The organism is Clostridium ljungdahlii DSM 13528 (assembly GCF_000143685.1).
In the GTDB taxonomy this organism is placed as follows: Bacteria; Bacillota; Clostridia; order Clostridiales; family Clostridiaceae; genus Clostridium_B; species Clostridium_B ljungdahlii.
Genome location: NC_014328.1, coordinates 40,572 through 63,410 on the forward strand (window position 1 = coordinate 40,572; position 22,839 = coordinate 63,410).

Consider the following 22,839-nt stretch of genomic DNA (forward strand, 5'->3'; position numbering starts at 1 on the left):
CATCTAAAATATAATTTATCTCTGCTTTTACTTTTGGGGTCGAATTTTAGTCCCCAGAAGCATTGGATATCAATTCTAACTTTTTCTTAACATCATCCCATCTAACCTTAGGCAATCCAGTATTTCCTTTTCTAATTAATCCACATATTTTTGCAGTACATATTAAATTAATAAGTGTAGCTCCTTTATTTGTTGTTACTTTTATTTCTTGACCTTCAAATATTTTTGCCGGTATGCTTTTGCCGATTGGTTATAAAAAACAGATGGAGGAGACAAAGGGACTATAAAATAAATTACTGTAGCCACAATTGGCAACGAAGTTATTAGATGAGGAAAATTTGATAATTATTTAAAGTAATTAAGAGTGTCGTAAGAAGTTGCGACAGAAAATTTGTGCCAGAAATTTATTACAAAAAATTATAATAACGAAAATTTGTCGGAGGAGATAATTTAATTTCAAAATCCAGAATTAATTTAAATACTAGCAGAAAGCGGCAATACTGAATCTAAATGATTTTATCATGCCCAGAAGTGGGCGCAGGCGATTTTATATGGTTTTAGTTTTACTTTGTGGATGAGGTACCTCGCATTTCACGACCCACCTGAAATGTTGTTTAATTGAATTGTTGTATAATTGAAATGAATGGGGGAGATGTATATGAGAAAGACAATAGCAATAGTTGTTATAGTTTTATGTATAATAGCTATAGGAATTGGGGGGTATAAATATAAGGAAAATAAGAATTATCAAAAGGCTTTAATAGAACAAACAAGATTTACAAAGTACTTTAAAACTGTGGGTTCTATTGATGGGACAAAGGTTTCAAATAAAGATTTTATAGATAAATCTATAAGTAGCAGTTCAATTACTAAAAATGATTTGAAACAATCTCATGTAGAGGGTAATAAGTATGTTGTAGCATACAAATTCAAACATAAAGATACTAAGGGCATACATGATGTGGAAGTAGATGCTTATTATTATAAAAAACAAAATGGAGACATATTTTATAAGCATAATAATATGGTATTTAAACAAGATGGAAAGGTTATAGATGCCGATTGGGTTATTTCTATAGCGTTGTACGATTATTATAAGGCTAATTTATCTAGCAGTACGGGTAAGGCTAAAAGCATGATTCAAAATGTAATTAGTCTTAAGAACAAGTATAAAGATTTAGATTTAACTGATTTAAGTAAAGCTGATGCTGATAATGTTATAAACAAGGATGAATTAGCTATAGCTAAGGAAAAAGCTACAGAGGAAGAACAGCAGAGGGAAAGAGCTGAAGAGGAAAAACAACGTGAAAGGAAACAAATTAAAGATAGAATATCAAATTCACAAAATAGCAATGTACAAGTAAATCAAAATAGTAATATAAATACACATCCTACCCAAGCAGAAATTGATGAGTTTAGGAGAATGTGGTATGAAAATCAACTTAAAGATTTAAAAGAGCATGAGGCAAGAAATGCGGCAAATCAGAATAAATAATGTTTTGAAATACTTTACTGTGGAAATATATGTATGAAATATCTATGAGAATATAAAAGGCTAACTAACAAGTAAATAAACTTCGTAGTTAAATTTAAGTAAAATAGGGAAAATCAAATTTAATCCTCCCTATTTTACTTAGAATTCTATGATATGATAGGTATTTTAATTTAGATAATTTCATTTACTGGAGAAGGGTATATGTTTTTTATCATTAATGGTGACAGTTTATTTTAAAATTGGAGCGGGATATAAATAAATGGAATTTTATAGCATAGGAGAGGAATTCCGCTTTTAGCCATGACATTTTTTAAATATTTACTGATTTTTCATAGTTTACGTTACTATTATTTTTACTGTTTTTAAAGTTTTACGAATTTATCTAAAATTGCATGTATCATAATTAAAATGCTTCCGATAATAAATCCCCATTTTATAGATGATTGTATTCCTATATTATTTTTATTAAACAGCTTATTACCCGTAAAGCCAACCATAAAAGACATAATAACATACATTACCATAACTAGATCACTCCTTAGAACAATGCTTTAGGTAGTTGTGTTATAAATTTCTGGTATCCCGCTTTGGTTCTTATTAGATTTAGGCTGTGGTATTGTTTTAAATTTAGAAGATCATCTAGTTCAAAAGGTTTCATTTCATCCGCTAGCTCATTAAACACTTTTTTATCACAACCTTGTAATAACATATAACTTGCACCAGATCCTTTAATCTCACTTTTTAAATCTGGAGTTAGCTGGTCAAGATAATGAGCAGATATAATAATCTTTGTGCCAAATTTACGTAATTGAGATAATACATCCGTGATTACTTCCATAGCTGTTGGAGCTTGATATATTTCATCATAAATTATATTACATCTGCTTGGCTTTTCATGTAATGCACCTCTTAGTTTAGTAGCAAGCATTACTTTACTTGTAAAGAAAGTGGTAAGCACATTTTTAACCATAGTATTATTAAACTTACTCTCTGGCATTTCTATAAGTATTGTTTTCCCTTCTTCCATGGCTTTTACAAAATCAATGTTGTTTTCAGGGATCATATTAAACATGTATTTGCAGTATATATTCTCTTTTAATAGGCTAACCCTGTCCAATATACCATCTATTTCATTGCGTTTGGTTCCAACTACCTCTCTTCTAATAACCTCTTTGGTCTTTCTGTCAGTTTCAGTTTCTACCTTGTCTATGCTCTCAAGAGCCTCAACCATATCTTCAAAATATTTAATGCCATCTTCACTCAAATTTTTATTAACATAGTCAATTAATTCATGTCTATAAGTGTGCTTTTCAAGGCACCTAATAACGTCACCTACTCCAGTTTTATTATGGAGATAAACTATGTTAGCTGCAGCATTTAAAACCCTTCTCATGTTACCTGTTAAGGGTAAACCATCTTTATTCATGGAATTAATTAAAGCTAGTGTCTGCTCTGCTTTCATATTAGCAGTTTCAAATCTATTGAATTCATTCTCCCCCTCGTACTGCACCTCATTAAATGCAAATGCCTGAAAGCACTCTTCTTTAGTTAAATCTAATTCAATAACATCTTTAGGATTCACAGCTTTTTTAACAGCATTACTAAGTTCGCAATTTTTAACATAATCTATAACTATATTAGATTCATGAACCTTATTTGCACATCTGCATAAATTAGCGATAAAATTTGTTTTTCCTGCACCCTGAGGAGCTAATAACATAAGAGCTAAATTAGCAGAATTATATTCCGTAGGCAGGAACGTATTAAAACTTTTACTATTGTATGTGGCAGATCCTAATTCTATATTTCCTTTTTGCAATTCTTCTGGTACATGGCTTTCCAAGACATCAACTTTAGTACTAATCTTATGCCTTTGCAGTAAATCTCTACCTGGTACCTGAATTAAATTATTGCACTCAGCTGTGCTCATTCTATTTGTAGATATTTTACTAAATTTATAACTGCCTATATTGATTTTAGTTTTATCCTTTAGCTTTTTATATTTAAGAGAATTATCCTGAGTTAAAGTTTGGTAGCTTCCCACTACTGCTAAAGCATTATTATGCTCTCTTAATTTATCATTGCTCTTGCTGCATACTACTATTTGAGTATCAATTACTGTAGTAGTTTCTTTCTTATGTGTAAATCTGCTTAAATTATCTAATTTACTGATAGATGTTACTGCAACTTCTGGATGAACCTTTTTAGACCTTTTTTCTTCACCTAAAACTTTGTTGAAAATATCAAAGATACAATCAATAATCTTTATGGATCCAATTAAAATATACTTAGATAAAAAAGTTAAATTTAATTTTTCTTTATCTACAGGTAAATCCTTTTTTACTTTTCTTATTGTTTGATTATATATGCCTTTCCATCTAGCCTGTGATGCTGGAATAAAGTTGTATAATATGTCTACCTTATCTCCTTTTTCCATAATGTCTTTTACATTTAAGATGTTACTAAGAGGTTCATTAGTCTTTTTATTGTATTTAAGGCTTAAAGCATCCTCTTTAGAATAAAATAGTTCGTATTTGTTACCTTCTGGTTCTAAGATATAGTCTACTTGTTTTACTTTAGACCTCTTCCAAACTTCACAGCATTTTTCAACAAATAATTTTTTATATTTCTCAGGGACTACTAGATAAAACTTGCAATCATCTGCGGCTATGCTAATAATAAGTGAAACTTTTTCAGGAAGCTGATAGGTAATTTTTAGACCTGATTTTTTTATATCACTTTGTAATCTTTGATATGGTAATCTGTACATATTAGCTATAGTCAAGGCTATAATCTCTGTATCGTAGTTTCTATTAGAAATCGAGGGTGTTATTTGAAGTGTTACATATTTAGGTTTGATTATTTCAAAGTATTCACTTAATTTTATTGTTTTAGGTTTTGAAAACTTAGAAATGAAATTTATCATAAATATATGCCTCCTATTTAAAATATTGGAGGTTTATCGTTTTATAATCTTATGCATCTTTATAGTGAAGCATTAATGGCTTGAATAATGCCATAAGCTAAAATACTTCCAGTAGCTATTTTTTTCCCTTTATTCCATCCTATTAGCCATGCCATAATAGACACTAAGCACAGCATTAAGCATATCTCTAAACTGTGTGCAACTAATCCTGACCACATCATCCAGGCTAATTGTTTCGGGTGAAATAAATAGTATGCTACTTTTGCCATAGTTTTAAAAAAATCTCCAGTGGTTTCACAAAATTCTTTTATAGATTTTATAGTTCCTTCATTTTCAGATGATGCCAATACCAAAAACTGATTTACACTCATTGTTTTTAACATTATTATCACCTATCCTTAAAATAGCCCTGTAACAAATTTAAAAGCTGATGGAAGCCCATAATCAGCACCTACTATTAATAATCCATATCCAACTTCTTTCCACGTTCCTTCGCCTTTAGCTGCCATTTTAGCTAATACCCTATAACTATACAGTAAAGCTAATCCTGCTACTATCTTTTGAATTATTCCAACTAATTTCCAAAACCCAGGTTCTAAAGTTGTAGATCCACTGGCTGCCATAACTTTTTCAGAATAAAGTATCAACGCCAGTGTGGTTGATGCGACTTTAAAATATTTTTCATTTATGTTAGATTTACTGGTTCTTTGGTACTGCTGTAAATATTCTGGAATGGAATATATTTCTTTTCTTTTTAATGCATTCAACATTTAAATACCTCCAATTGAATAGATATTGATTTCCTGGTAAAAATACTAAATAGTAAATTACAGGGAGTGATTTGATTATGGGATTTTTATTTTTTTGCTCAACAACATATGTTGTATTAGAGTTAGTTCAAGTTGCTGCAGGCGTAAAGTAAATTGTAAACATTCTGTAAAAGCAAACATATTAAGCAATAAAACAGGAAACTTTTTAAAAATAAAATCATACACTACTGGTGTGTAAGCTTTGTAAGTGGCTACGAAGTAACACCTATGAAGCTGGAGCATTAGTAGTGACTTTGGGTAAGTCTGTGATTTAAATCAGGCTTATTTTTTATATATTTCTTGTCAAGATTCACTAATCTAATAAGTTCACTTCCTTCTTTAGTTTTCATTCTCCACCGCTCATAGCTACCATATCTGTTTATAAATTCTGTTAATTTTACAGTAGTCCATCCTATAAAGTTTCCGTCATAAACTTCGATGATCTCTCCGAATGCTCCATATAGTAATTCCCCCTAAATCAAAAGTTAATATCAGTTCTGCCATTTTCTTTACTTTTAGTTACTTCTAAGTACTTTAGGTAATGTTCTAATGCGTCCTTAATAAAATCTGATTTTTCTTCTAAACTATTTACTGTTGTATAAAGTTTTAAGTCTCTGCTAGTTTGCTTAAAACTTACTGTTATTCTTAGCAAGTTTTACAACTCCTTTTCGATTTCTTTACTAATACTATACGCAGGGTTTACAAAAAAGTTTCCTATTTTGAACTAAAATATTTTATTTTGAACTTTTATCTATAAAAAAATAAAGGATACTACTTATCCAAATAAATAATATCCTCCATCTTTATGCCTAACTTTAAACTAATTTTATATAGAGTTTCTAGTGTTGGCTGCTCTTTATTATTTTCATATTTATTATATTGGACACGCTTTATGCCTAAAAATTCTGCAAAATCTTTTTGCTTTTTATATCCCAGTTTTAACCTTATTTCTAGTAACCTATTTTTAACCATATGAATCACCTCATAGTAGAATATGTAAGTATTCTATATTTGTACATATAATACCTTTTAGTTTACATGTATCAATTTCTAAAGGAATGTATGGGGGGTCTGAAGCACCGCTTATAGGAAAAGAGATTACATATTACGGTTAGGTGTGTTGAAGTATATCTATATTTGCAAAATATAAGTATAAAAACTTACCAGAATAAGTTTGTTAGAATAAGCAAAGGATATTGGTATAAATATAGTATTATTTATGCTAAGAATCCATAAAAATAGAATATATCTAAATTATAAACAATGTGATATTAAAAAGGAGGTGAATTTGGTGATAACTGCTAGAAAAGTAAAGTTAACTATAACTGAAAATAGGGAAGATGGGTATAATTTTATCCACAATGAATTAAGAGAGCAGAATCAAGCTTTGAATATGGCGATGAATCATTTGTACTTTAACTATGTAGCAAGAGAAAAAATTAAATTAGCAGATGAAACACATAAAATTAAGTTAGCGGAAGATCAAGGCTATTTAGATCAAAAATATACGGAGCTTAAAGAGGTTAAGACTGATAAGAAAAAACAAAATATTAGAAAATCTATTCAAGCTGCTAAAAAAAGATTGGAAACGCTAAGAAAAGCTGAAAATAAACAAGTAGCGGAGAAATTCAAAGAAATTATAGCTGCATCAGAAAAAACCAATTTAAGAGATTTTATAACGGATAACTTTAATTTAACTAGTGATACTAAAGACAGGTTAACTCAGAAGGTTTCAGCAGATTTTAAAAATGATATTGTAGATGTTTTAAGGGGTGAAAGAACTTTAAGAAGATACAAGAAAGGTAATCCATTATATATTCGCGGTAGAAATTTAACTTTCTATATAAAAGATGAGGAGTATTATATTAAATGGATGAAGAGTATTGTATTTAAATGTGTACTTGGAGTTAAAAAGCAGAATAGTTTAGAACTGCAAAAAACTTTAGACAAGGTTATAGAAGGAAAATATAAGGTGTGTGATAGTAGTATTGAATTTAAGCAAAATAGTCTTATACTTAACCTGACTTTAAATATACCAGTTTGTAACAGTTTTGACAAGGTTGAAGGCAGAGTAGTTGGAGTAGATTTAGGTATGAAAATACCAGCTTATGTTACTTTAAATGATAGTGATTATATTAGAAGGGCAATAGGTAGTATAGATGATTTCTTAAAAGTTAGAACGCAAATGCAAAGTAGAAGAAGAAATTTACAGAGGGCATTGAAGAGTACAAAAGGTGGCAAAGGTAGGGAAAAAAAATTAAAAGCATTAAATCAATTTGAAGTTAAGGAGAAGAATTTTGCTAAAACGTACAATAATTTTATTAGCAGCAATATAGTTAAGTTTGCATCAGATAACAAGGCTAAACAAATTAATATGGAATTTTTAAGCCTTTCAGAAACTCAAAATAAATCTGTTTTAAGAAATTGGAGCTATTATCAACTTCAGCAAATGATTGAATATAAAGCTAATAGAGTTGGAATTAAGGTTAAGTATGTTGATCCATATCATACAAGCCAGATATGCAGTAAGTGTGGTCATTATGAAGAAGGGCAAAGAGAAAAGCAGGAAGTATTTATTTGTAAGAATCCAGAGTGTAAAAATTTCAATATAGAAGTAAATGCAGATTATAATGCATCAAGGAATATTGCTAAAAGTAATAAGTATATAACTAAAAAAGAGGAAAGTGAGTATTACAAAATCAATTGAAATAATTTAAAGTTAATATGACGGGGCGATTTAGCGTCCCAAGTCTGAGGGCATTGGTAGTGTTAATGTAAATCCAAGGTATACCACTCGGAAAGGGTTAACTCTAGGCATTGTGTAACCGCCTAGACATTCCACAAAATATTAAAATGCAGTAAAGCTACTTTTTATATAATGTACTTTAAAGTATTCATTTTACAGGGCCATATAATTATTAGAAAGTTTAATATTTACATTACTGCAGGGTTACTGCAAAAATTTTAATTTTACAAATTATTAATATAGGAAAATCAAGGCTTAAGGACATATAAAAAATAGGGTTATATGTTAACTATGTGGTTTATGATATTAGCAATAAGATAGAAAATTACGAATTTAATATGATTAATTACATGATTTAAATAATAGATAGGTCTCAAGGAAAGGCTATCTATTATTTTTTTGAGGTTATTTATGTGTGCTTTAGAATAGGTGATACTTTGTTTATTTATAATGTTGTATATAGTTTTCTACTTATTTTTAAGTGGGTGGTAAAACACCACATACCTTTTACATTCTGTATAGAGCCATTTTAAGAACAATATTATATGGATATATGGATATTTTTAAATACAGGAAGGAAGTTATAAGAATAATTAATTTAAAAGGAAAAGCTTATGCTGTTGGGGCAAATGTTGTAAAATGTGTTGATATTTTTAGACCAAGCAAGTGCATTATTTAATATTGTGAAGGGGCTACCAAATTGGGAATAGCTTCAAAGGGAGGAAACATAGAAATACATATGAATCCGCTTCTTGCAGAGAAAGTACAGAGTAATTATAATGACGATGGTGTAGCGTAAAAAGGCGTTATAAGAGAAATAGAGAATTTAGAACATGAATTGGATTATGTGAGGAAAAAATATTTCAAAATAGGTCTAGGATAAGAGAATTAAGCAGGGGAACCTCTGAATTAGAAAAAGTCATTGTAACTCATCCGCTGTCAAAAGAATATATGGATTTTATTATTTACAGATACAAGTTAAATAAAGTGTCACCTGGATAGCTAATGAAATGTATGGAATGCTTAGGAGTACCGCTTATAGGAGAAGAAAAGAGGTTATAAATTACATAGGGGAGTTAGCTTAGTTAAGGTGTAACGGATTAATGAAATATAGAAGTTATAAAGGAGTTAGAGATACTTTAAGACAGAAATAAGTAGAATAATGACGAACGATAATTAGAGGATAGTATATTATATTGTAGAAACATTATATAAAAGGAGTGTGATATAATATGGCAAAAAGATTAACTGGTGGTGCAGGAACTGGCAAAAAGATAATGAAAAACTTGGATTTATTTAGTTATAAATTTAATAAAATAGAAGAGGACGATTATATATTTGATGTTAAATTTGGTAATCAGACAGGTAGTTTTGTAATAAATTATAATGAAAATAATATAATAGATGAAGGCTCAACGTTAAATATATATGGACTAGATAGACCTCTTGGAATTTATAATGATCCTAGTTTACGCCAAGTTGCTGAAATGTTAATGAATTATTATAAAAGCAATAAGGATGAAAATGAGAACAATTAATTTTGTCCTTATTTTTTGGCGACACAACAAAACAAGTAGGCAGGTGGTAACATTGTAGAGATGTCGATAGAGAAGTCCGAAAAGTGGCAAAGCATTTGAGATTTATAAAAAACGTAATAGAAATATTGCAAAATTTTTAAGCTTTTACTTATAATAATAATAGGATGAAAAAATAAATATAAATGAATGGAACATTCCAGATGAAAAAAGAATAATATAAACAAAATGATTAATAAAAGTAGTATTGGTAAAAATTAAAATATAAGTAGCTTAGTTGCATTTCTATTGTAGTATAATATAAATAAAATAAAGTAAATTCTTCAGGCTTAAGCAGGAGGCGAAAATTATGAATGGCCAGTATAAATTGTTTAAAATATTTGAATATCAAGAAACATTGCAGGTATTAAATGAATTATTTGGTAAACAACAAATATTAAATATAAATAGTAAGCTGATAGGAATACGTTATGATTATAGTAAGAATCAGTATGTAGATATTCTTAGGAAAGTAAATGATTTAAATATAGGCCAAAAAATAATTACTTCCAGGGCATTTATAAAAATGTTTAGAGCTTGTATAGAAAGACGATATTTTATAAAAAAGTTACAAATAATTGAATCAGTACCTGAAGATATGCAGCAATTTATTAACGATAATATACAAAAAATTAATTCAGAGAGTGAGTTTACTCATAAAATAAGATTAGCGAATTTTCTAATAAGTAAATTAAATTGGTTGAGGCGTATAGATGGTATAGATGTTAAGTTATTATCCTTTAGGATAAAGGGTAATAATAATATAAAAATAGGCGTCAGTATATTTAACAATGGCGTTATATCTGTAGATGATGATAGTATTCTTGATGAATTAGTAGAATTAATAAACAAAATAATTAAGTAAGGATATTTATATGAATAAAGCAATAAAAGCTAGAAATTTAATAGTTACAATTTTAAAAATTTTATTACCAGTATATAGTATTATACTAGTATGTTTTTTTAATATAATGCCAGTAACTTTTATGATGAATTTACTAAATATAAAGGGTAAATCTAATATTACTCCTGCTATAGAGGTTACTGCTACTACTGTAATTCTATCAGCTATAGTTTCATTAATATTTAATAAGATTTCCTTTAAAAATTCCTTTTTAGTACAAGCATATGATAATTTTATGGATGATGAATTAACACTTCCACTCGGAATGTATGAATCTGAATATTTAAATCAAAAATATAAATTATATATTAAAGTAGAATCAAAATATAGTAGTTTATTTATGAGAAAATTTATGGAATCAAGGGACTGTTTAGTTTTAAGAGTATGTTTGCCGAACTGGGTTTCCTATGAAATAGAGAATAAAGATGATTTAGGTGAAGATGTTGTAACAGAAAAGTCTAATCAAATAGTTGATATAAACATATCAAAGTATATGGGAGATGTATGTGCTCAAAAGGAAATAAGCTTTCCAATTATTTTAGAGCTTATGTCGAATTCATTAGAAACAAGAATTGGTGGACAAGTAATTGCTAAATATTATTTGGTAAAAAAAGATGGTACTTATTCTAAAGTATATTCGTTTATTTTTAGAATTATACAGTTTATAGTTATTTTTTTAAAATTTGATGTAAAGTGGGTTGATAAGAAAATTTCAACAAAATAATTAGTTATTGGAGGAATTATATGGATACTTTTTCAATATGGGAGTTTAATGAAATAGAAAAATTAGAAACTTCACAAGAAAAAATTGAAAATAATAAAGAAATATATGAAAATATAGAATGGGATGATGAACCACTTAAGATAGAAATAAAGCAGACTGATAATGGTGATGAGTTTAATAAGATTAAAACTTTAAATATTAATGGTGAAACAATAAGATATATTTCATTTGCAACTTCTGTTGATAGACCCAAAAATGTAACCTTAACTGATAAATGGTATTTGCCAGATGGCAAACTTAAACCAAGAAATGAAAGAGTGAGAACTATAAATTCAGATATAATATTATTTGAAAATGATGGTAAGGTATATGGAGTATTTTTTATAGGTATTAATGGAGCGAAACAGATAATATCAAAATTATTTTCAAAATCAGTTTGGGGAGAAGTTTCTAAATTGGAATTAGGAATAGATGATGATATGCTATTTTGGATGTTTAAAAGCTTTATAGATTTTGAAACAAAACAATTATCGGATAATGTACCTATTTGTATAACGGCTATAAGGAGTTATTTGGCTAAGACTAGGGATACACTTAATACGTTAAGGGGTAAAGGTGAAAAAATTTCGGCAATATTAGGGACATTAGCTTTCCTTTTTAATAATGATAAATTAAAATCAATTAGACCTGAGATACAATACAAAGGAGAGGTATTTTTGATTGAATTATCTTTAAGTGGTACATATAAATTAGATCAAACTGAGTATGAAGGCCAATTTATATCGTTAAAAGGAAATGAAAAAAGAGATGCTATAGTAATATATTTAATTATAGTTCTATTGCCTAAATTAGTTGATGCATATAAAGAAAATATAAAATCTAGTGAATGGTCAAGAGAATTAAAAATTGATTTTATAAAAAGGCTAGGTGTTATGATAAAAGAAAATGTTGATTCTGAACTTGAAGAAATGGAAAAAATTGAAATAGGGCATTGTGATACTAATTTAGATAAAAAATTAGTATCTGATAAAGACATAGATGCAGATATAGAAGAATTTGATAAAGATATAGAAGAATTTGATAAAGATATAGAAGAATTTGATAAAGATATAGAAGAATTTGATAAATAATTTAGCACAAATAAAGTTTGTTTTTTTATCTATAGTTTAATATAAACAAGAAGGGATAAGCATATAGCAAAAAACTTATGTAATAAAAATGTACACACATTTAAAATTTAATTTCAAAATTAGATAGTTGGCATTTTAGTAATAAGAATATATGAGTTATATGAGCAGTATGAAGGAGTTGAATATGTAAAATTAAAATATCTACGTTATAATATTTATATACTTGTGGTATGATATTAGTAATAAGAGGGTGGATTACGAATTTAATCTGCTTAATAGATTACATGATTTGAATAATAGATAGGTTTCGGAAAAGGCTATCTATTATTTTTTTTGGAATTATTTATGTTTACTTTAGTATCAGAGGAAATTTCATCTGGTTTTAAAGTAATTTTTATTGAAATATATTATAATTAAATAAGAAGAATTTAATATAGGGTATTTATGGAAGATATTCTATAATAAAAAGTCATATTATTTGTACTATGATCTATAAATTTATGAATGAAAGGTTTGACAATATAAATGGATAAAGATAAAGAACCTAGAGAAGGTGAAATATTATTTTATACAACAAATGATGGTAATATTAATTTAGGAGTTTTATTTTCGGATGAGACTGTTTGGTTAACTCAGAACCAAATGGCTGAACTTTTTAATAGGGATAAATCAGTTATATCTAGACACATAAAAAATATATTTGCAGAAGGTGAACTTAATGAAAAATCAGTTGTTGCATTTTTTGCAACAACTGCAGCTGATGGTAAAACCTATGATGTAGCTTATTATAATCTTGATGTTATTATATCTGTAGGTTATAGAGTTAAATCAATACAAGGTACACAATTTAGAATATGGGCTACTAAAACATTAAGAGAATTTATTATAAAAGGTTTTGTATTAGATGATGAAAGATTAAAAAATGGCGCTAATTTTGGTAAGGATTATTTTGATGAATTACTAGAACGAATTAGAGAAATAAGAGCCTCAGAAAGAAGATTTTACCAGAAAATTACGGATATATATTCAGAATGTAGCATTGATTATGATAAAGATTCTGAGACTAGTAAAAAATTTTATGCTACAGTTCAAAACAAGTTGCATTGGGCAATTACGGGACATACAGCTGCAGAAATTATTAGAGATAGAGCAGATGCAAAGAAACCTCATATGGGATTAACTACATGGAAAAATGCGCCTAAAGGTAAAATATTAAAAAGAGATGTTAGTATTGGAAAAAATTATTTAACTAAAAAAGAATTGTCTGAATTGAATACGGTGGTAACCATGTATCTTGATTATGCTGAACTTCAAGCATCAAGACATATACCAATGAAAATGAAAGACTGGGTGAATAAATTAGATGCTTTTTTAAGTTTTAACGATTATAAAATACTTAATGATTTAGGAACTATTTCTAATAAAGTAGCTAAGGAATTAGCAGAAGGAGAGTATAAGAAATTTAGAATAAGACAGGATAGGGAATACGAATCAGACTTTGATAAAACAGTTAAAAAATATTTAAAAAATAAACAATAGATTTATATTGCGTATATAGCCATTTTAAGAGCAATTTATAATTAGAAATGGAATTATGCCTATAAGCAATTTGATACTAACTATATAAGCTGTGTGGAAGATGGAATATATAAAATTATGTGTTATAAGATAAAATTTATAGATTTAAAATTGTAGTTAAAAAATGAATATGCTTTTATAAGTCATTGGTATCACAGTGATTGTATATATAGATAATTGTCCCCATATTGTCCCCAAAGTTTTAAATAAACATAAAATATAGTACTTTTAAATAATATATAATAACACCTAAACCATTGAGGTTAAAGCAATATAAAAAACACTAAAAAGTTATAAATTTTAAAAATCGAACCAGCGTGCCGGGGGTTCGACTCCTCTCTGACGCACCATAATCCATTCCAAACACTGACTTTCAGTGTTTTTTATTTTATCTAAAATTATAATTTCACCTCCAAAGTTTTGGACGAAGTATTTTAATATAAGGTTGAAATAAAGAGTGATACTTTGTAATAAAGTTTGTTCAAAATGTATTTGTATTTCCACGTAAAAAATTATAAATCTTAGTTCTATGTTTAGTATTATATAAATTACACATACTAATGGAGAAATCAATATATTAAATATAGAATGGAGGTTTGAAAATGAGGAAACTTGCTGAAGGAGAAATACTTTCATTAACAGGACTATTGAAGCTTGAGAGTGATGGATTAGCAGTTTCACGAGCAATGCAATCGCTTATAAAAGATGATGAATTAAAAAAGCAAGCAAAATCAGGTATATTGGCAGCTGAAGGTAGAATTAAAGGGTTGGAGCAATTTATTAATGAAAATGATGTTACAAGAAAATAAAGGAGGTAAAATTATATGGCAAGTATTTTAAACAACATAGTTAAAAATACTACTGATATAAATGACGAAGTTATATCAGGAAGTATGCTTTCTTCTGCTAAAGGTGCAGCAGATGCTTATTTGAATGCAACAATGACAAGTACAACACCAGAATTAAGAGCACTTTACTCATCTAGTCTTAATCAAGTAGTTGGTGGTCACTCAGCGCTTACTGAGTTGGTTATAAACAGAGGTTGGAATAATCCTTATGATTCACCTACTGAACAACTTTCAGATGTTGTAAATAAGGCTGAAACAACAGTTGAATAGATTAAAAAGAGTCTTAAAGAGTCATTTATATTGACTCTTTATTTTTTCGTGTCTAGAATACCACAGGCTTCATCCAACATCTTAAATTTAAAAACTTTTTAGAGAAAATAAATAGCTGTTATTCAACAGGGTTTGTTGCTATGGAATACAACTGCATAAATATCTGTATAGAATATTTTATGAGATATAAGTATAAAATATAGAGCAAGCGGATAGAGGTAATTTTATAATATGATTAGGAGGTAATTTATGTGGAAGGTAATACAAAATTATCAAGAAAAAAAGCTTATTTTGTGCCTATTATTATTATGATTGTGATGGGAATCGTTTTATTCCTTCCGGCAGGTACGTTAATGTTTTGGGAAGCATGGATTTATTGGTTAGGATTTTCTATAATTACATTTTTTATTGCTGCCTATTTTTTAAAGAAAAGTCCGGAACTTTTATCAAGACGGATGAAGTATAGAGAAAAAGATACTACGAAAAAAACTCCAGCCATATTTAATTTGTTTTTTGTTGGTTATATTATTCCTGGAATTGATTTCCGCTTTCATTGGTCAAGCGTGCCTGTTTGGATTGTAATTATATCAAATATTATTGTTTTATTAGGTTATATTTTTATTATCTTTGTTTTTAATCAAAACAGCTATGCCTCTACTATTATACAGGTCGAAAAAGAACAGCAGGTTATAACAACAGGACCATACTCTATAGTTCGCCATCCAATGTATTTAGGGATGTTATTAATGTTATTATTTACTCCTCTTGCGCTTGGTTCTTATTGGGCAGTACTACCATTTCTTCTTTCTGTGCCAATGAATATATTCAGGATAAAGAATGAGGAAGAAGTGCTTTTACGAGATCTTCCAGGGTATAAAGAATATTGTATAAAGACTCCTTATCGTTTGATTCCGTTAATTTGGTAAAAAGGTTTCGAAAACAAAAAATGAGGGACACGCATTCTTCTTATTATGTGATATAAAAATGATTAATTATATAAAATTAGTTGACTAAGTCAACTAATTTATTTATACTTATATTTACAAGTATAAATAAATTAGATTGGGGTGGTTTTATGAAACATAGAAACTTAAATATAATATCAGAAGTAAGAAATTTTAGCCGCTTTTATACAAATATATTGGGACTTTTAAATCAAGATATACTAGATAGCTCATATTCATTAACGGAAGCTCGTATACTTTTTGAGATTAATAAAACTAAAGAATGTACTGCCAATATTTTAATTGATAAATTAGATATCGATAAGGGATATTTAAGCAGAATTTTAAATCGGTTTAAATCTGATGAACTAATCATTAAAGAAAAATGTTCCAGTGATGGACGTTTGAATTTTCTTAAACTAACGGAAAACGGCAAGAATATTCTATCAAGTCTTTCAAAAAAATCTGATAATCAAATCTCTAAACTAACAGATCATTTAGATGAGAATGAAAAAGAAAATTTGGTTAATTCAATGAGATATATTATAAAATCGCTATCTTATAGTAAAGAAGTTTTTAATATTAGAACATATAGAGTAAGTGATATAGAATATATTATTGAAAAACATAGAGAGTTATATAAAAATGAGTTTGGATTTTCTAATATATTTGGAGATTATGTTGAGAAATATTTAATCGAATTTCATAGAAAGTATAATTCAGACTTAGAAAATATATGGATTGCAGAACAAAATAATAAACCTGTAGGTGTAATAGCCATAGCTGCAGACAAAACAGATCCTTCATTAGCACAGCTTAGATGGTTTTTAGTTGAACCTAATATGAGAAATAGCGGATTAGGACATATTCTTTTAGATACTGCAATTAATTTTTGTAAAGACAAGAATTATAAACATATATTTTTATGGACTGCTGATGTACTTAAAACAGCTCGTTATCTTTATGGAAATTATGGATTTAAATTGACCGAATCAATGGATAATACTACATGGACAAATCATTTGGTTAAAGAAGAACGCTGGGATTTATATATATAATTAAAATCTAACATTAAAAATTGAGTAATTTACTGAAACACCGTAAAATCTTTTAAAGTAATATGATGTTTCAGCAAATTCATTTAAATAGCATTATTAGTGCTAATAATGCTTAATTCAAATTAACAGCATCAATTTGTTCTTTTGCTTTTAATAATAATTCAATTGCCAGTTTGTTTTTCTCCTCAGTAGCTCGGAAAGTTGGAATACTTATGCTGATAGCTGCGGTTGTTTTTCCTTTTGAGGTCAGGGGAACAGCGTAGCAGCGTAAAAATTCTGTTACTTCCTCAACTTCTGTTGCAACATGAGTTTCTCTAATCTTTTTTAATTCCTCTTCTAAAACAGAAAAATCCGTTATAGTATTTTTGGTAATGGGTTTTAAGCCATCAGGATAAAGTGTTTTTATTTCTTCAATATTGTATTCGCTTAATAGGGCTTTTCCTAATGCTGTACAATAAGCGGGTATTCGTTTCCCTACATATGAAATAAGTCGAATATCAATATCTTTTATAGGATCTTCTTTTAATATATAAAGTACATTGTACCCATCAAGAATGCCCATTTGACAGGTTTCATTGATAGTACTGACAATGTTCTTCATTATTTTTTGTATAAAATCTAACATGTTTTTATTTCGTGAATAGGATGCTCCGATACAAAAAGTGGAAATTCCTATTGAGTATTTTAGAGAGCTTTTTTCAAGAGAAAGAAAATTACGTTCTAACATTGTCTGGATAATAGGATAAAGAGTGCTTTTTGGTACATCAATTGCTTCAGAAATCTCTGTTAATGTTAAGCCTTTAGGCTTGACTGACAAAAGATTTAATATATTTAACACTCTTTCTGTTGGTTTATGTGCCATATTTACAACCACCATTCAAATTTTTATAAAACTTTGTTATACAATAACAATTATAAATGCCTTATTAGTAATATTCAATCTCCATTTACACATATAAAAATAAATATTTCTATAAAAGCACTTCAATTAAAATATCAAGAAAAATGTCTCTATTTTTTTTAATTCTACAAAAATGTCCAAATATTACCTTGACATGACAAAAAATTGTGATATTATTTAACTATAACATTCGTATAAACAAATAAGGTTTGTATATACGGAAACATGGAAAAAGGAATAATCTCATAAGTCATTAAGGCATCACTAAAAATTTTAAATTATTACTTAAGTATAGATAAAAGCTTTAACTATTTTTATAAATTATTAAGTAGTTAAGTTAACTATTTGAAATACATGTAAACAATTACAGATTAGGCTTTGTATTTAGTCTAATTGTTACTAAGGGGGAAAACATATATGAAAAAAGCTAGATTTATAACACCAGTTGTTACTGCATTTGATACTAATGGAAACTTAGATATCCAGGTAAATAAAAATATTTATGACTATCTCATAAGCGCAGGAATAGACGGCCTGCTTATTATGGGAAGTTCAGGTGAGTTCTATGCTATGTCTACTGAACAAAGGAAGGAATTAATTGATCTTGCTATTTCCTATGTAAATAAAAGGACAAAACTTATTATCGGGACAGGCTGCATGACAATAGAAGATACAATTGAACTTTCCAATTATGCTATTGATGCTGGAGCAGATGATATTATAATCATCAGTCCATATTACTTTAGTCTAACGGATGAAAGTTTGGAATATTACTATGGAAAAGTAGCAGAATCTGTAAAAGGTAATATTTATTTATATAATTACCCTGACAGAACAGGACATGATTTATCGCCGGAATTAACACTTAATTTACTGAGAAAGCACAGCAACATTGTTGGTTATAAAGATACAGTATCTGAAATGGGACATACTAGAAAATTAATTCAAACAGTACAGAATGAGTTCCCTGATTTTGAGGTATTCTCAGGATTTGATGAAAACTTTGTACGTAATATTCTTTCTGGTGGCAGCGGATGTATTAGCGCACTTTCCAATCTTTATCCAGAGATTTTTGTAGATTGGGTAAAAGCAGTTAATGAGAAAAATATGGATAAAGCAGCTGAAATTCAAAATTGTGTTGATAAGTTAGCAGCTTTATATGAAATTAGTAAATGCTTTATTCCAATTGTAAAAAAAGCCATGATGTTAAAAGGTCTTGATATTAAAGATTACTGCAAAACTCCTCTTCTTAAGGCAAATGAAAAACAAACCAATTCAATTAAAAAGCTTATAAAAGAGATTGATCATATAATCTCAAAATAATCTACTGCAATTTTTAAAGGTTAATATACAAAAATATTTTTAAATTATAGAGAGGAATGGTTATTATGTCATTAAAATCAATTTATGGTGAAGAAGACTCGTCTTTATATGAAATTAATACTCACGCAGAAGGACCAAAAGGTTCACTTCCACTTACCCCGCAATTGCTAAAAGATTCACCCAGTGGAAACATATTTGGAATGACTTTAAATGCTGGTATGGGATGGGAACCATCTAAACTCCTGGGTGGTGACGTGTTGATACTTAGTAATCAAGGAGGAATTCGTGATAATGATGGTACTCCAATTGCTGTAGGGTTACATACAGGACACTTTGAATTAGGATTACAAATGAGAGCAGCAGCTGAAGAAATAAAAAAACTTGGAGGCGTTCCTTATGCTGCATACGTAACAGATCCATGTGACGGCCGTAGTCAGGGTACAACTGGAATGTTTGATTCCCTACCTTATCGTAATGATTCGGCAATAGTATGTCGCCGTTTAATTCGTTCATTGCCAACACGTCGTGCGGTAATGGGAGTAGCTTCATGCGACAAAGGACTGCCTGCCATGATGATGGCACTAGTATCTATGCATGATTTGCCAACTATTATTGTTCCTGGCGGTGCAACACTTAAAGCTATAGACGGGGAGGATGCAGGAACTATTCAAACTATTGGAGTCAGATTTGCAAATAATGAACTTTCATTAGAAGATGCTTGCCGACGTGGATGTAATGCTTGTGCTTCTGCTGGTGGAGGATGTCAGTTCTTGGGCACAGCTGGTACTTCTCAAGTTATTGCTGAAGCACTTGGAATAGCATTGCCCCATTCTGCTTTAGCACCTTCTGGTCAGCCAATATGGAAAGAAATCGCTAGACAGTCAGCTAAAGCAGTTTTAGATATGGCAGACAATGGAATAGCCACAAAGAATATTATTACAGATGAAGCAATTGAGAATGCTATGGTAGTTCACGCTGCTTTTGGGGGATCAACAAACTTGCTTCTTCACCTCCCAGCAATTGCACATGCTGCTAACTGCAAAATTCCTACTGTGGAAGATTGGGCAAGAATTAATAAGAAAGTGCCTCGTTTAGTGAGTGTTCTTCCTATTGGACCAGTTAATTATCCAACAGTAAGTGCATTCTTAGCAGGTGGAGTTCCTGAAGTTATGCTTCATTTGAGAAAACTTGGTCTGCTGCATGAAGATGTTCTTACTGTTACAGGAGAAACACTTGGAGATAACCTTGATTGGTGGGAAAAATCCGAAAGACGTGCTGAGTGCAGAAAACGTCTGCTTGAAGTGGATAAAATTAATCCTGATGAAATTATCATGAACCCAAGCCAGGCAAAAGAAAGAGGATTAACATCAACAGTAACTTTTCCTGTAGGAAACATTGCCCCTGAAGGTTCAGTAGTAAAATCAACGGCTATTGATCCATCAGTTATAGGTGATGATGGAGTATTTAGACATACTGGAAAAGTTAAAGTCTTCACATCTGAAAAGGCAGCTATTAAAGCACTTAAAGATGCGGGAAAGATCAAGGCTGGTGACATAATGATTGTGATGGGCGGAGGCCCAATGGGAACTGGGATGGAAGAAACATATCAGTTAACTTCTGCTTTAAAACATTTATCTTTTGGTAAACATGTTTCTCTAATCACAGATGCACGTTTTTCTGGTGTTTCTACAGGTGCTTGTTTTGGACATGTAGGTCCTGAAGCATTAGCAGGAGGTCCTATCGGAAAATTAAGAGATGAAGATATTATTGAAATAATAGTTGACACTAACAAACTTGAGGGATCAATTAATTTCATTGGAACTGAAGATAACAAGCTTTCTTATGAAGAAGCAGCTAAAGTATTAGAATCACGTAAGCCTCATCCAGATCTTAAACCTGATGCAGATCTTCCGGATGATACAAGATTGTGGGCAGCACTTCAATCCGTCAGCGGTGGAACCTGGAGAGGAAGCGTATATGATGTAGATAAAATTATTGAAGTTCTTGAAGCTGGTAAGAAAGCGTTAACTAAAAAGTAATCATGGTTTTATGTTTAAAAACTAAAGAGGTTAGGGGGAATATATTATGCCATTATTAATGGTAGGATTAGGAGTATTGTTCTTAATTATATTAATTTCTAAATTTAAATTAAACACATTTCTTTCACTGCTGATTGTTTCATTTGCTGTAGCTTTGGGGTTAGGGATACCACTTGGGAAAATTGTTTCAAGCATCGAAAACGGTATGGGTGGAACGCTTGGCCATATTGCTTTAATATTTGGTCTTGGTGCCATGCTTGGTAGATTAGTTGCTGATTCAGGCGGAGCACATCGTATTGCCATGACTTTAATTAACAAGTTTGGTGTAAAACGAATTCAGTGGGCTGTTGTAGTTGCTTCATTTGTTGTTGGTATAGCAATGTTTTTTGAAGTAGGATTAGTTTTATTAATTCCAATTGTATTTTCTATTGCAAGAGAATTAAAAATTCCTCCAATATATTTAGGCATTCCTATGCTTGCTGCTTTATTAGTAACACACAGCTTTCTACCTCCACATCCAGGACCAACAGTAATAGCTGGAGCATATGGAGCAGACATTGGAACAGTTTTATTATATGGTATTATTGTAGCAATACCATGTGTTATTATGGCAGGACCAGTATTCACTAAAGTTGCTAAAAAAATTATACCAAGTGCTTTTGAAAAAACCGGAAATATTGAATCTTTAGGTGAACAAAAAACATTTAAAATAGAAGAAACACCTGGTTTTGGAATTAGTTTATTAACAGCAATGTTTCCTGTTATTTTGATGATGATTTCTACAATAATTTCAATGGTACAAAAAACAGCAGGAATTAAAGGAAATTCGTTTTTTACTGTTGTTAACTTTATTGGTAATCCAGATACTGCAATGCTTATATCTTTAATAGTTGCAGTATATACAATGGGAATAGGAAGAAAAATTCCAATTAAACAAGTGGGGGCTTCCTGCTCAGCTGCAGCTGCATCAATTGGAATGATGATTTTAATTATTGGCGGCGGTGGCGCTTTTAAACAAGTACTTATTGATGGAGGCGTTGGTAAATATATAGCTACATTATTTAGTGGAAGTTCTATATCGCCAATACTACTTGCATGGGTAGTTGCAGCAATCTTACGTATTTCTTTAGGGTCTGCAACTGTAGCGGCTTTATCAACATCAGGTTTAGTTATTCCAATGCTTGCTAGTTGTGGCCATGTTAATTTGGCTTTAGTAACACTTGCAACCGGATGTGGAAGTGCAATAGCCTCTCATGTAAACGATGCAGGATTCTGGATGGTTAAAGAATATTTTGGTTTCAGTATGAAGGAAACATTTTCAACCTGGACTTTGCTATCAACCATTTTATCAGTAACAGGATTAATATGTATTTTGATATTGAATATGTTTGTTTGATATTAAGTAGGATTTGAATAACTATTTTATTTAGTAATGTCTAATGTTATTAACTTAATAATATTTAATAAAACTGAATACTAATAATACAAAACCCTTGAAATCTAAATCCTGTGATTCCAAGGGCTTTGTATTTAATCACATTTTGAAGGACTAAAACATATTATAATTTCG

At 29.6% G+C, this 22,839-nt stretch carries 21 protein-coding genes; 14 read left to right on the forward strand and 7 right to left on the reverse strand.

Annotated features, from left to right (window positions below; translation table 11 throughout):
• Positions 1–658 precede the first annotated feature (658 nt).
• Complete coding sequence (locus CLJU_RS00210; RefSeq protein ID WP_013236748.1) at positions 659–1,495, forward strand: hypothetical protein; 837 nt, start codon at positions 659–661, stop codon at positions 1,493–1,495.
• Between the two features lie 362 nt (positions 1,496–1,857).
• Here the strand turns inward: CLJU_RS00210 and CLJU_RS22520 are convergent, their stop codons facing one another.
• From CLJU_RS22520 to CLJU_RS00230, 6 genes are all read right to left on the reverse strand, one after another.
• Positions 1,858–2,019, reverse strand: a complete 162-nt coding sequence (locus CLJU_RS22520) for a hypothetical protein (protein ID WP_013236749.1) — start codon at positions 2,017–2,019, stop codon at positions 1,858–1,860.
• A 14-nt stretch (positions 2,020–2,033) separates the two neighbouring features.
• On the reverse strand, positions 2,034–4,421 hold the full coding sequence (locus CLJU_RS00215) for a hypothetical protein (protein WP_013236750.1): 2,388 nt from the start codon (positions 4,419–4,421) through the stop codon (positions 2,034–2,036).
• A gap of 59 nt (positions 4,422–4,480) precedes the next feature.
• On the reverse strand, positions 4,481–4,804 hold the full coding sequence (locus tag CLJU_RS00220) for a hypothetical protein (RefSeq protein WP_013236751.1): 324 nt from the start codon (positions 4,802–4,804) through the stop codon (positions 4,481–4,483).
• Positions 4,805–4,819: 15 nt separating this feature from the next.
• Positions 4,820–5,191, reverse strand: coding sequence for a hypothetical protein (locus tag CLJU_RS00225; protein WP_013236752.1), 372 nt, complete (start codon positions 5,189–5,191; stop codon positions 4,820–4,822).
• A gap of 517 nt (positions 5,192–5,708) precedes the next feature.
• Positions 5,709–5,882 (reverse strand): hypothetical protein, encoded by a 174-nt coding sequence (locus CLJU_RS22525; RefSeq protein ID WP_013236753.1) that lies wholly within the window; start codon positions 5,880–5,882, stop codon positions 5,709–5,711.
• Between the two features lie 119 nt (positions 5,883–6,001).
• Positions 6,002–6,202: a helix-turn-helix transcriptional regulator gene (locus CLJU_RS00230; protein WP_013236754.1), complete on the reverse strand. Its 201-nt coding sequence runs from the start codon at positions 6,200–6,202 to the stop codon at positions 6,002–6,004.
• Positions 6,203–6,521: 319 nt separating this feature from the next.
• On the opposite strand from CLJU_RS00230, the gene CLJU_RS00235 reads away from it, so the two are divergent.
• The 10 genes from CLJU_RS00235 (at position 6,522) to CLJU_RS00280 (ending at position 17,006) form a co-directional block, all read left to right on the forward strand.
• The gene (locus CLJU_RS00235; protein ID WP_013236755.1) at positions 6,522–7,937 is read left to right on the forward strand and encodes an RNA-guided endonuclease TnpB family protein; all 1,416 of its coding nucleotides are present in this window, start codon (positions 6,522–6,524) and stop codon (positions 7,935–7,937) included.
• 1,271 nt (positions 7,938–9,208) lie between these two features.
• A complete protein-coding gene (locus tag CLJU_RS00240; protein WP_013236757.1) occupies positions 9,209–9,514 on the forward strand; it encodes a hypothetical protein in 306 nt (101 codons plus the stop codon).
• A gap of 346 nt (positions 9,515–9,860) precedes the next feature.
• Positions 9,861–10,415, forward strand: a complete 555-nt coding sequence (locus CLJU_RS00245) for a hypothetical protein (RefSeq protein ID WP_013236758.1) — start codon at positions 9,861–9,863, stop codon at positions 10,413–10,415.
• A 10-nt stretch (positions 10,416–10,425) separates the two neighbouring features.
• Positions 10,426–11,178, forward strand: coding sequence for a hypothetical protein (locus CLJU_RS00250; protein WP_013236759.1), 753 nt, complete (start codon positions 10,426–10,428; stop codon positions 11,176–11,178).
• 20 nt (positions 11,179–11,198) lie between these two features.
• Positions 11,199–12,308 carry a hypothetical protein gene (locus CLJU_RS00255; RefSeq protein WP_013236760.1) on the forward strand — a complete coding sequence of 370 codons (1,110 nt, stop codon included), beginning with the start codon at positions 11,199–11,201 and terminating at the stop codon, positions 12,306–12,308.
• Positions 12,309–12,833: 525 nt separating this feature from the next.
• Positions 12,834–13,847 (forward strand): virulence RhuM family protein, encoded by a 1,014-nt coding sequence (locus CLJU_RS00260; protein WP_013236761.1) that lies wholly within the window; start codon positions 12,834–12,836, stop codon positions 13,845–13,847.
• A 641-nt stretch (positions 13,848–14,488) separates the two neighbouring features.
• Positions 14,489–14,695, forward strand: a complete 207-nt coding sequence (locus CLJU_RS00265) for a YvdQ family spore coat protein (protein ID WP_013236762.1) — start codon at positions 14,489–14,491, stop codon at positions 14,693–14,695.
• Between the two features lie 15 nt (positions 14,696–14,710).
• Positions 14,711–15,004, forward strand: a complete 294-nt coding sequence (locus tag CLJU_RS00270; protein WP_013236763.1) for a spore coat protein — start codon at positions 14,711–14,713, stop codon at positions 15,002–15,004.
• Between the two features lie 251 nt (positions 15,005–15,255).
• Positions 15,256–15,930: a methyltransferase family protein gene (locus CLJU_RS00275; RefSeq protein ID WP_013236764.1), complete on the forward strand. Its 675-nt coding sequence runs from the start codon at positions 15,256–15,258 to the stop codon at positions 15,928–15,930.
• A gap of 149 nt (positions 15,931–16,079) precedes the next feature.
• Positions 16,080–17,006: a bifunctional helix-turn-helix transcriptional regulator/GNAT family N-acetyltransferase gene (locus tag CLJU_RS00280; RefSeq protein ID WP_013236765.1), complete on the forward strand. Its 927-nt coding sequence runs from the start codon at positions 16,080–16,082 to the stop codon at positions 17,004–17,006.
• A 112-nt stretch (positions 17,007–17,118) separates the two neighbouring features.
• Here CLJU_RS00280 and CLJU_RS00285 read toward each other — a convergent pair whose 3' ends face one another.
• The gene (locus CLJU_RS00285) at positions 17,119–17,868 is read right to left on the reverse strand and encodes an IclR family transcriptional regulator (RefSeq protein ID WP_013236766.1); all 750 of its coding nucleotides are present in this window, start codon (positions 17,866–17,868) and stop codon (positions 17,119–17,121) included.
• A 456-nt stretch (positions 17,869–18,324) separates the two neighbouring features.
• Between CLJU_RS00285 and CLJU_RS00290 the strand changes: the two genes are divergently transcribed.
• The 3 genes from CLJU_RS00290 (at position 18,325) to CLJU_RS00300 (ending at position 22,665) form a co-directional block, all read left to right on the forward strand.
• On the forward strand, positions 18,325–19,230 hold the full coding sequence (locus CLJU_RS00290) for a dihydrodipicolinate synthase family protein (protein ID WP_013236767.1): 906 nt from the start codon (positions 18,325–18,327) through the stop codon (positions 19,228–19,230).
• 65 nt (positions 19,231–19,295) lie between these two features.
• Entirely contained in the window at positions 19,296–21,269 is a 1,974-nt protein-coding gene (locus tag CLJU_RS00295) for a YjhG/YagF family D-xylonate dehydratase (RefSeq protein WP_013236768.1), read from the forward strand.
• A gap of 46 nt (positions 21,270–21,315) precedes the next feature.
• Positions 21,316–22,665, forward strand: a complete 1,350-nt coding sequence (locus CLJU_RS00300; RefSeq protein WP_013236769.1) for a GntP family permease — start codon at positions 21,316–21,318, stop codon at positions 22,663–22,665.
• Positions 22,666–22,839 lie beyond the last annotated feature (174 nt).

What these genes read in the sequence shown, in the direction of transcription:
- CLJU_RS00265 (WP_013236762.1), top strand. Translation starts at nt 14,489, where the DNA reads ATGAGGAAACTTGCTGAAGGAGAAATACTTTCATTAACAGGACTATTG.
- CLJU_RS00255 (WP_013236760.1), top strand. Translation starts at nt 11,199, where the DNA reads ATGGATACTTTTTCAATATGGGAGTTTAATGAAATAGAAAAATTAGAA.
- CLJU_RS00245 (WP_013236758.1), top strand. Translation starts at nt 9,861, where the DNA reads ATGAATGGCCAGTATAAATTGTTTAAAATATTTGAATATCAAGAAACA.
- CLJU_RS22520 (WP_013236749.1), bottom strand. Translation starts at nt 2,019, where the DNA reads ATGGTAATGTATGTTATTATGTCTTTTATGGTTGGCTTTACGGGTAAT.
- CLJU_RS00220 (WP_013236751.1), bottom strand. Translation starts at nt 4,804, where the DNA reads ATGTTAAAAACAATGAGTGTAAATCAGTTTTTGGTATTGGCATCATCT.
- CLJU_RS00260 (WP_013236761.1), top strand. Translation starts at nt 12,834, where the DNA reads ATGGATAAAGATAAAGAACCTAGAGAAGGTGAAATATTATTTTATACA.
- CLJU_RS00285 (WP_013236766.1), bottom strand. Translation starts at nt 17,868, where the DNA reads ATGGCACATAAACCAACAGAAAGAGTGTTAAATATATTAAATCTTTTG.
- CLJU_RS00225 (WP_013236752.1), bottom strand. Translation starts at nt 5,191, where the DNA reads ATGTTGAATGCATTAAAAAGAAAAGAAATATATTCCATTCCAGAATAT.
- CLJU_RS00270 (WP_013236763.1), top strand. Translation starts at nt 14,711, where the DNA reads ATGGCAAGTATTTTAAACAACATAGTTAAAAATACTACTGATATAAAT.
- CLJU_RS00280 (WP_013236765.1), top strand. Translation starts at nt 16,080, where the DNA reads ATGAAACATAGAAACTTAAATATAATATCAGAAGTAAGAAATTTTAGC.
- CLJU_RS00215 (WP_013236750.1), bottom strand. Translation starts at nt 4,421, where the DNA reads ATGATAAATTTCATTTCTAAGTTTTCAAAACCTAAAACAATAAAATTA.
- CLJU_RS00210 (WP_013236748.1), top strand. Translation starts at nt 659, where the DNA reads ATGAGAAAGACAATAGCAATAGTTGTTATAGTTTTATGTATAATAGCT.
- CLJU_RS00290 (WP_013236767.1), top strand. Translation starts at nt 18,325, where the DNA reads ATGAAAAAAGCTAGATTTATAACACCAGTTGTTACTGCATTTGATACT.
- CLJU_RS00240 (WP_013236757.1), top strand. Translation starts at nt 9,209, where the DNA reads ATGGCAAAAAGATTAACTGGTGGTGCAGGAACTGGCAAAAAGATAATG.
- CLJU_RS00295 (WP_013236768.1), top strand. Translation starts at nt 19,296, where the DNA reads ATGTCATTAAAATCAATTTATGGTGAAGAAGACTCGTCTTTATATGAA.
- CLJU_RS00250 (WP_013236759.1), top strand. Translation starts at nt 10,426, where the DNA reads ATGAATAAAGCAATAAAAGCTAGAAATTTAATAGTTACAATTTTAAAA.
- CLJU_RS00300 (WP_013236769.1), top strand. Translation starts at nt 21,316, where the DNA reads ATGCCATTATTAATGGTAGGATTAGGAGTATTGTTCTTAATTATATTA.
- CLJU_RS00230 (WP_013236754.1), bottom strand. Translation starts at nt 6,202, where the DNA reads ATGGTTAAAAATAGGTTACTAGAAATAAGGTTAAAACTGGGATATAAA.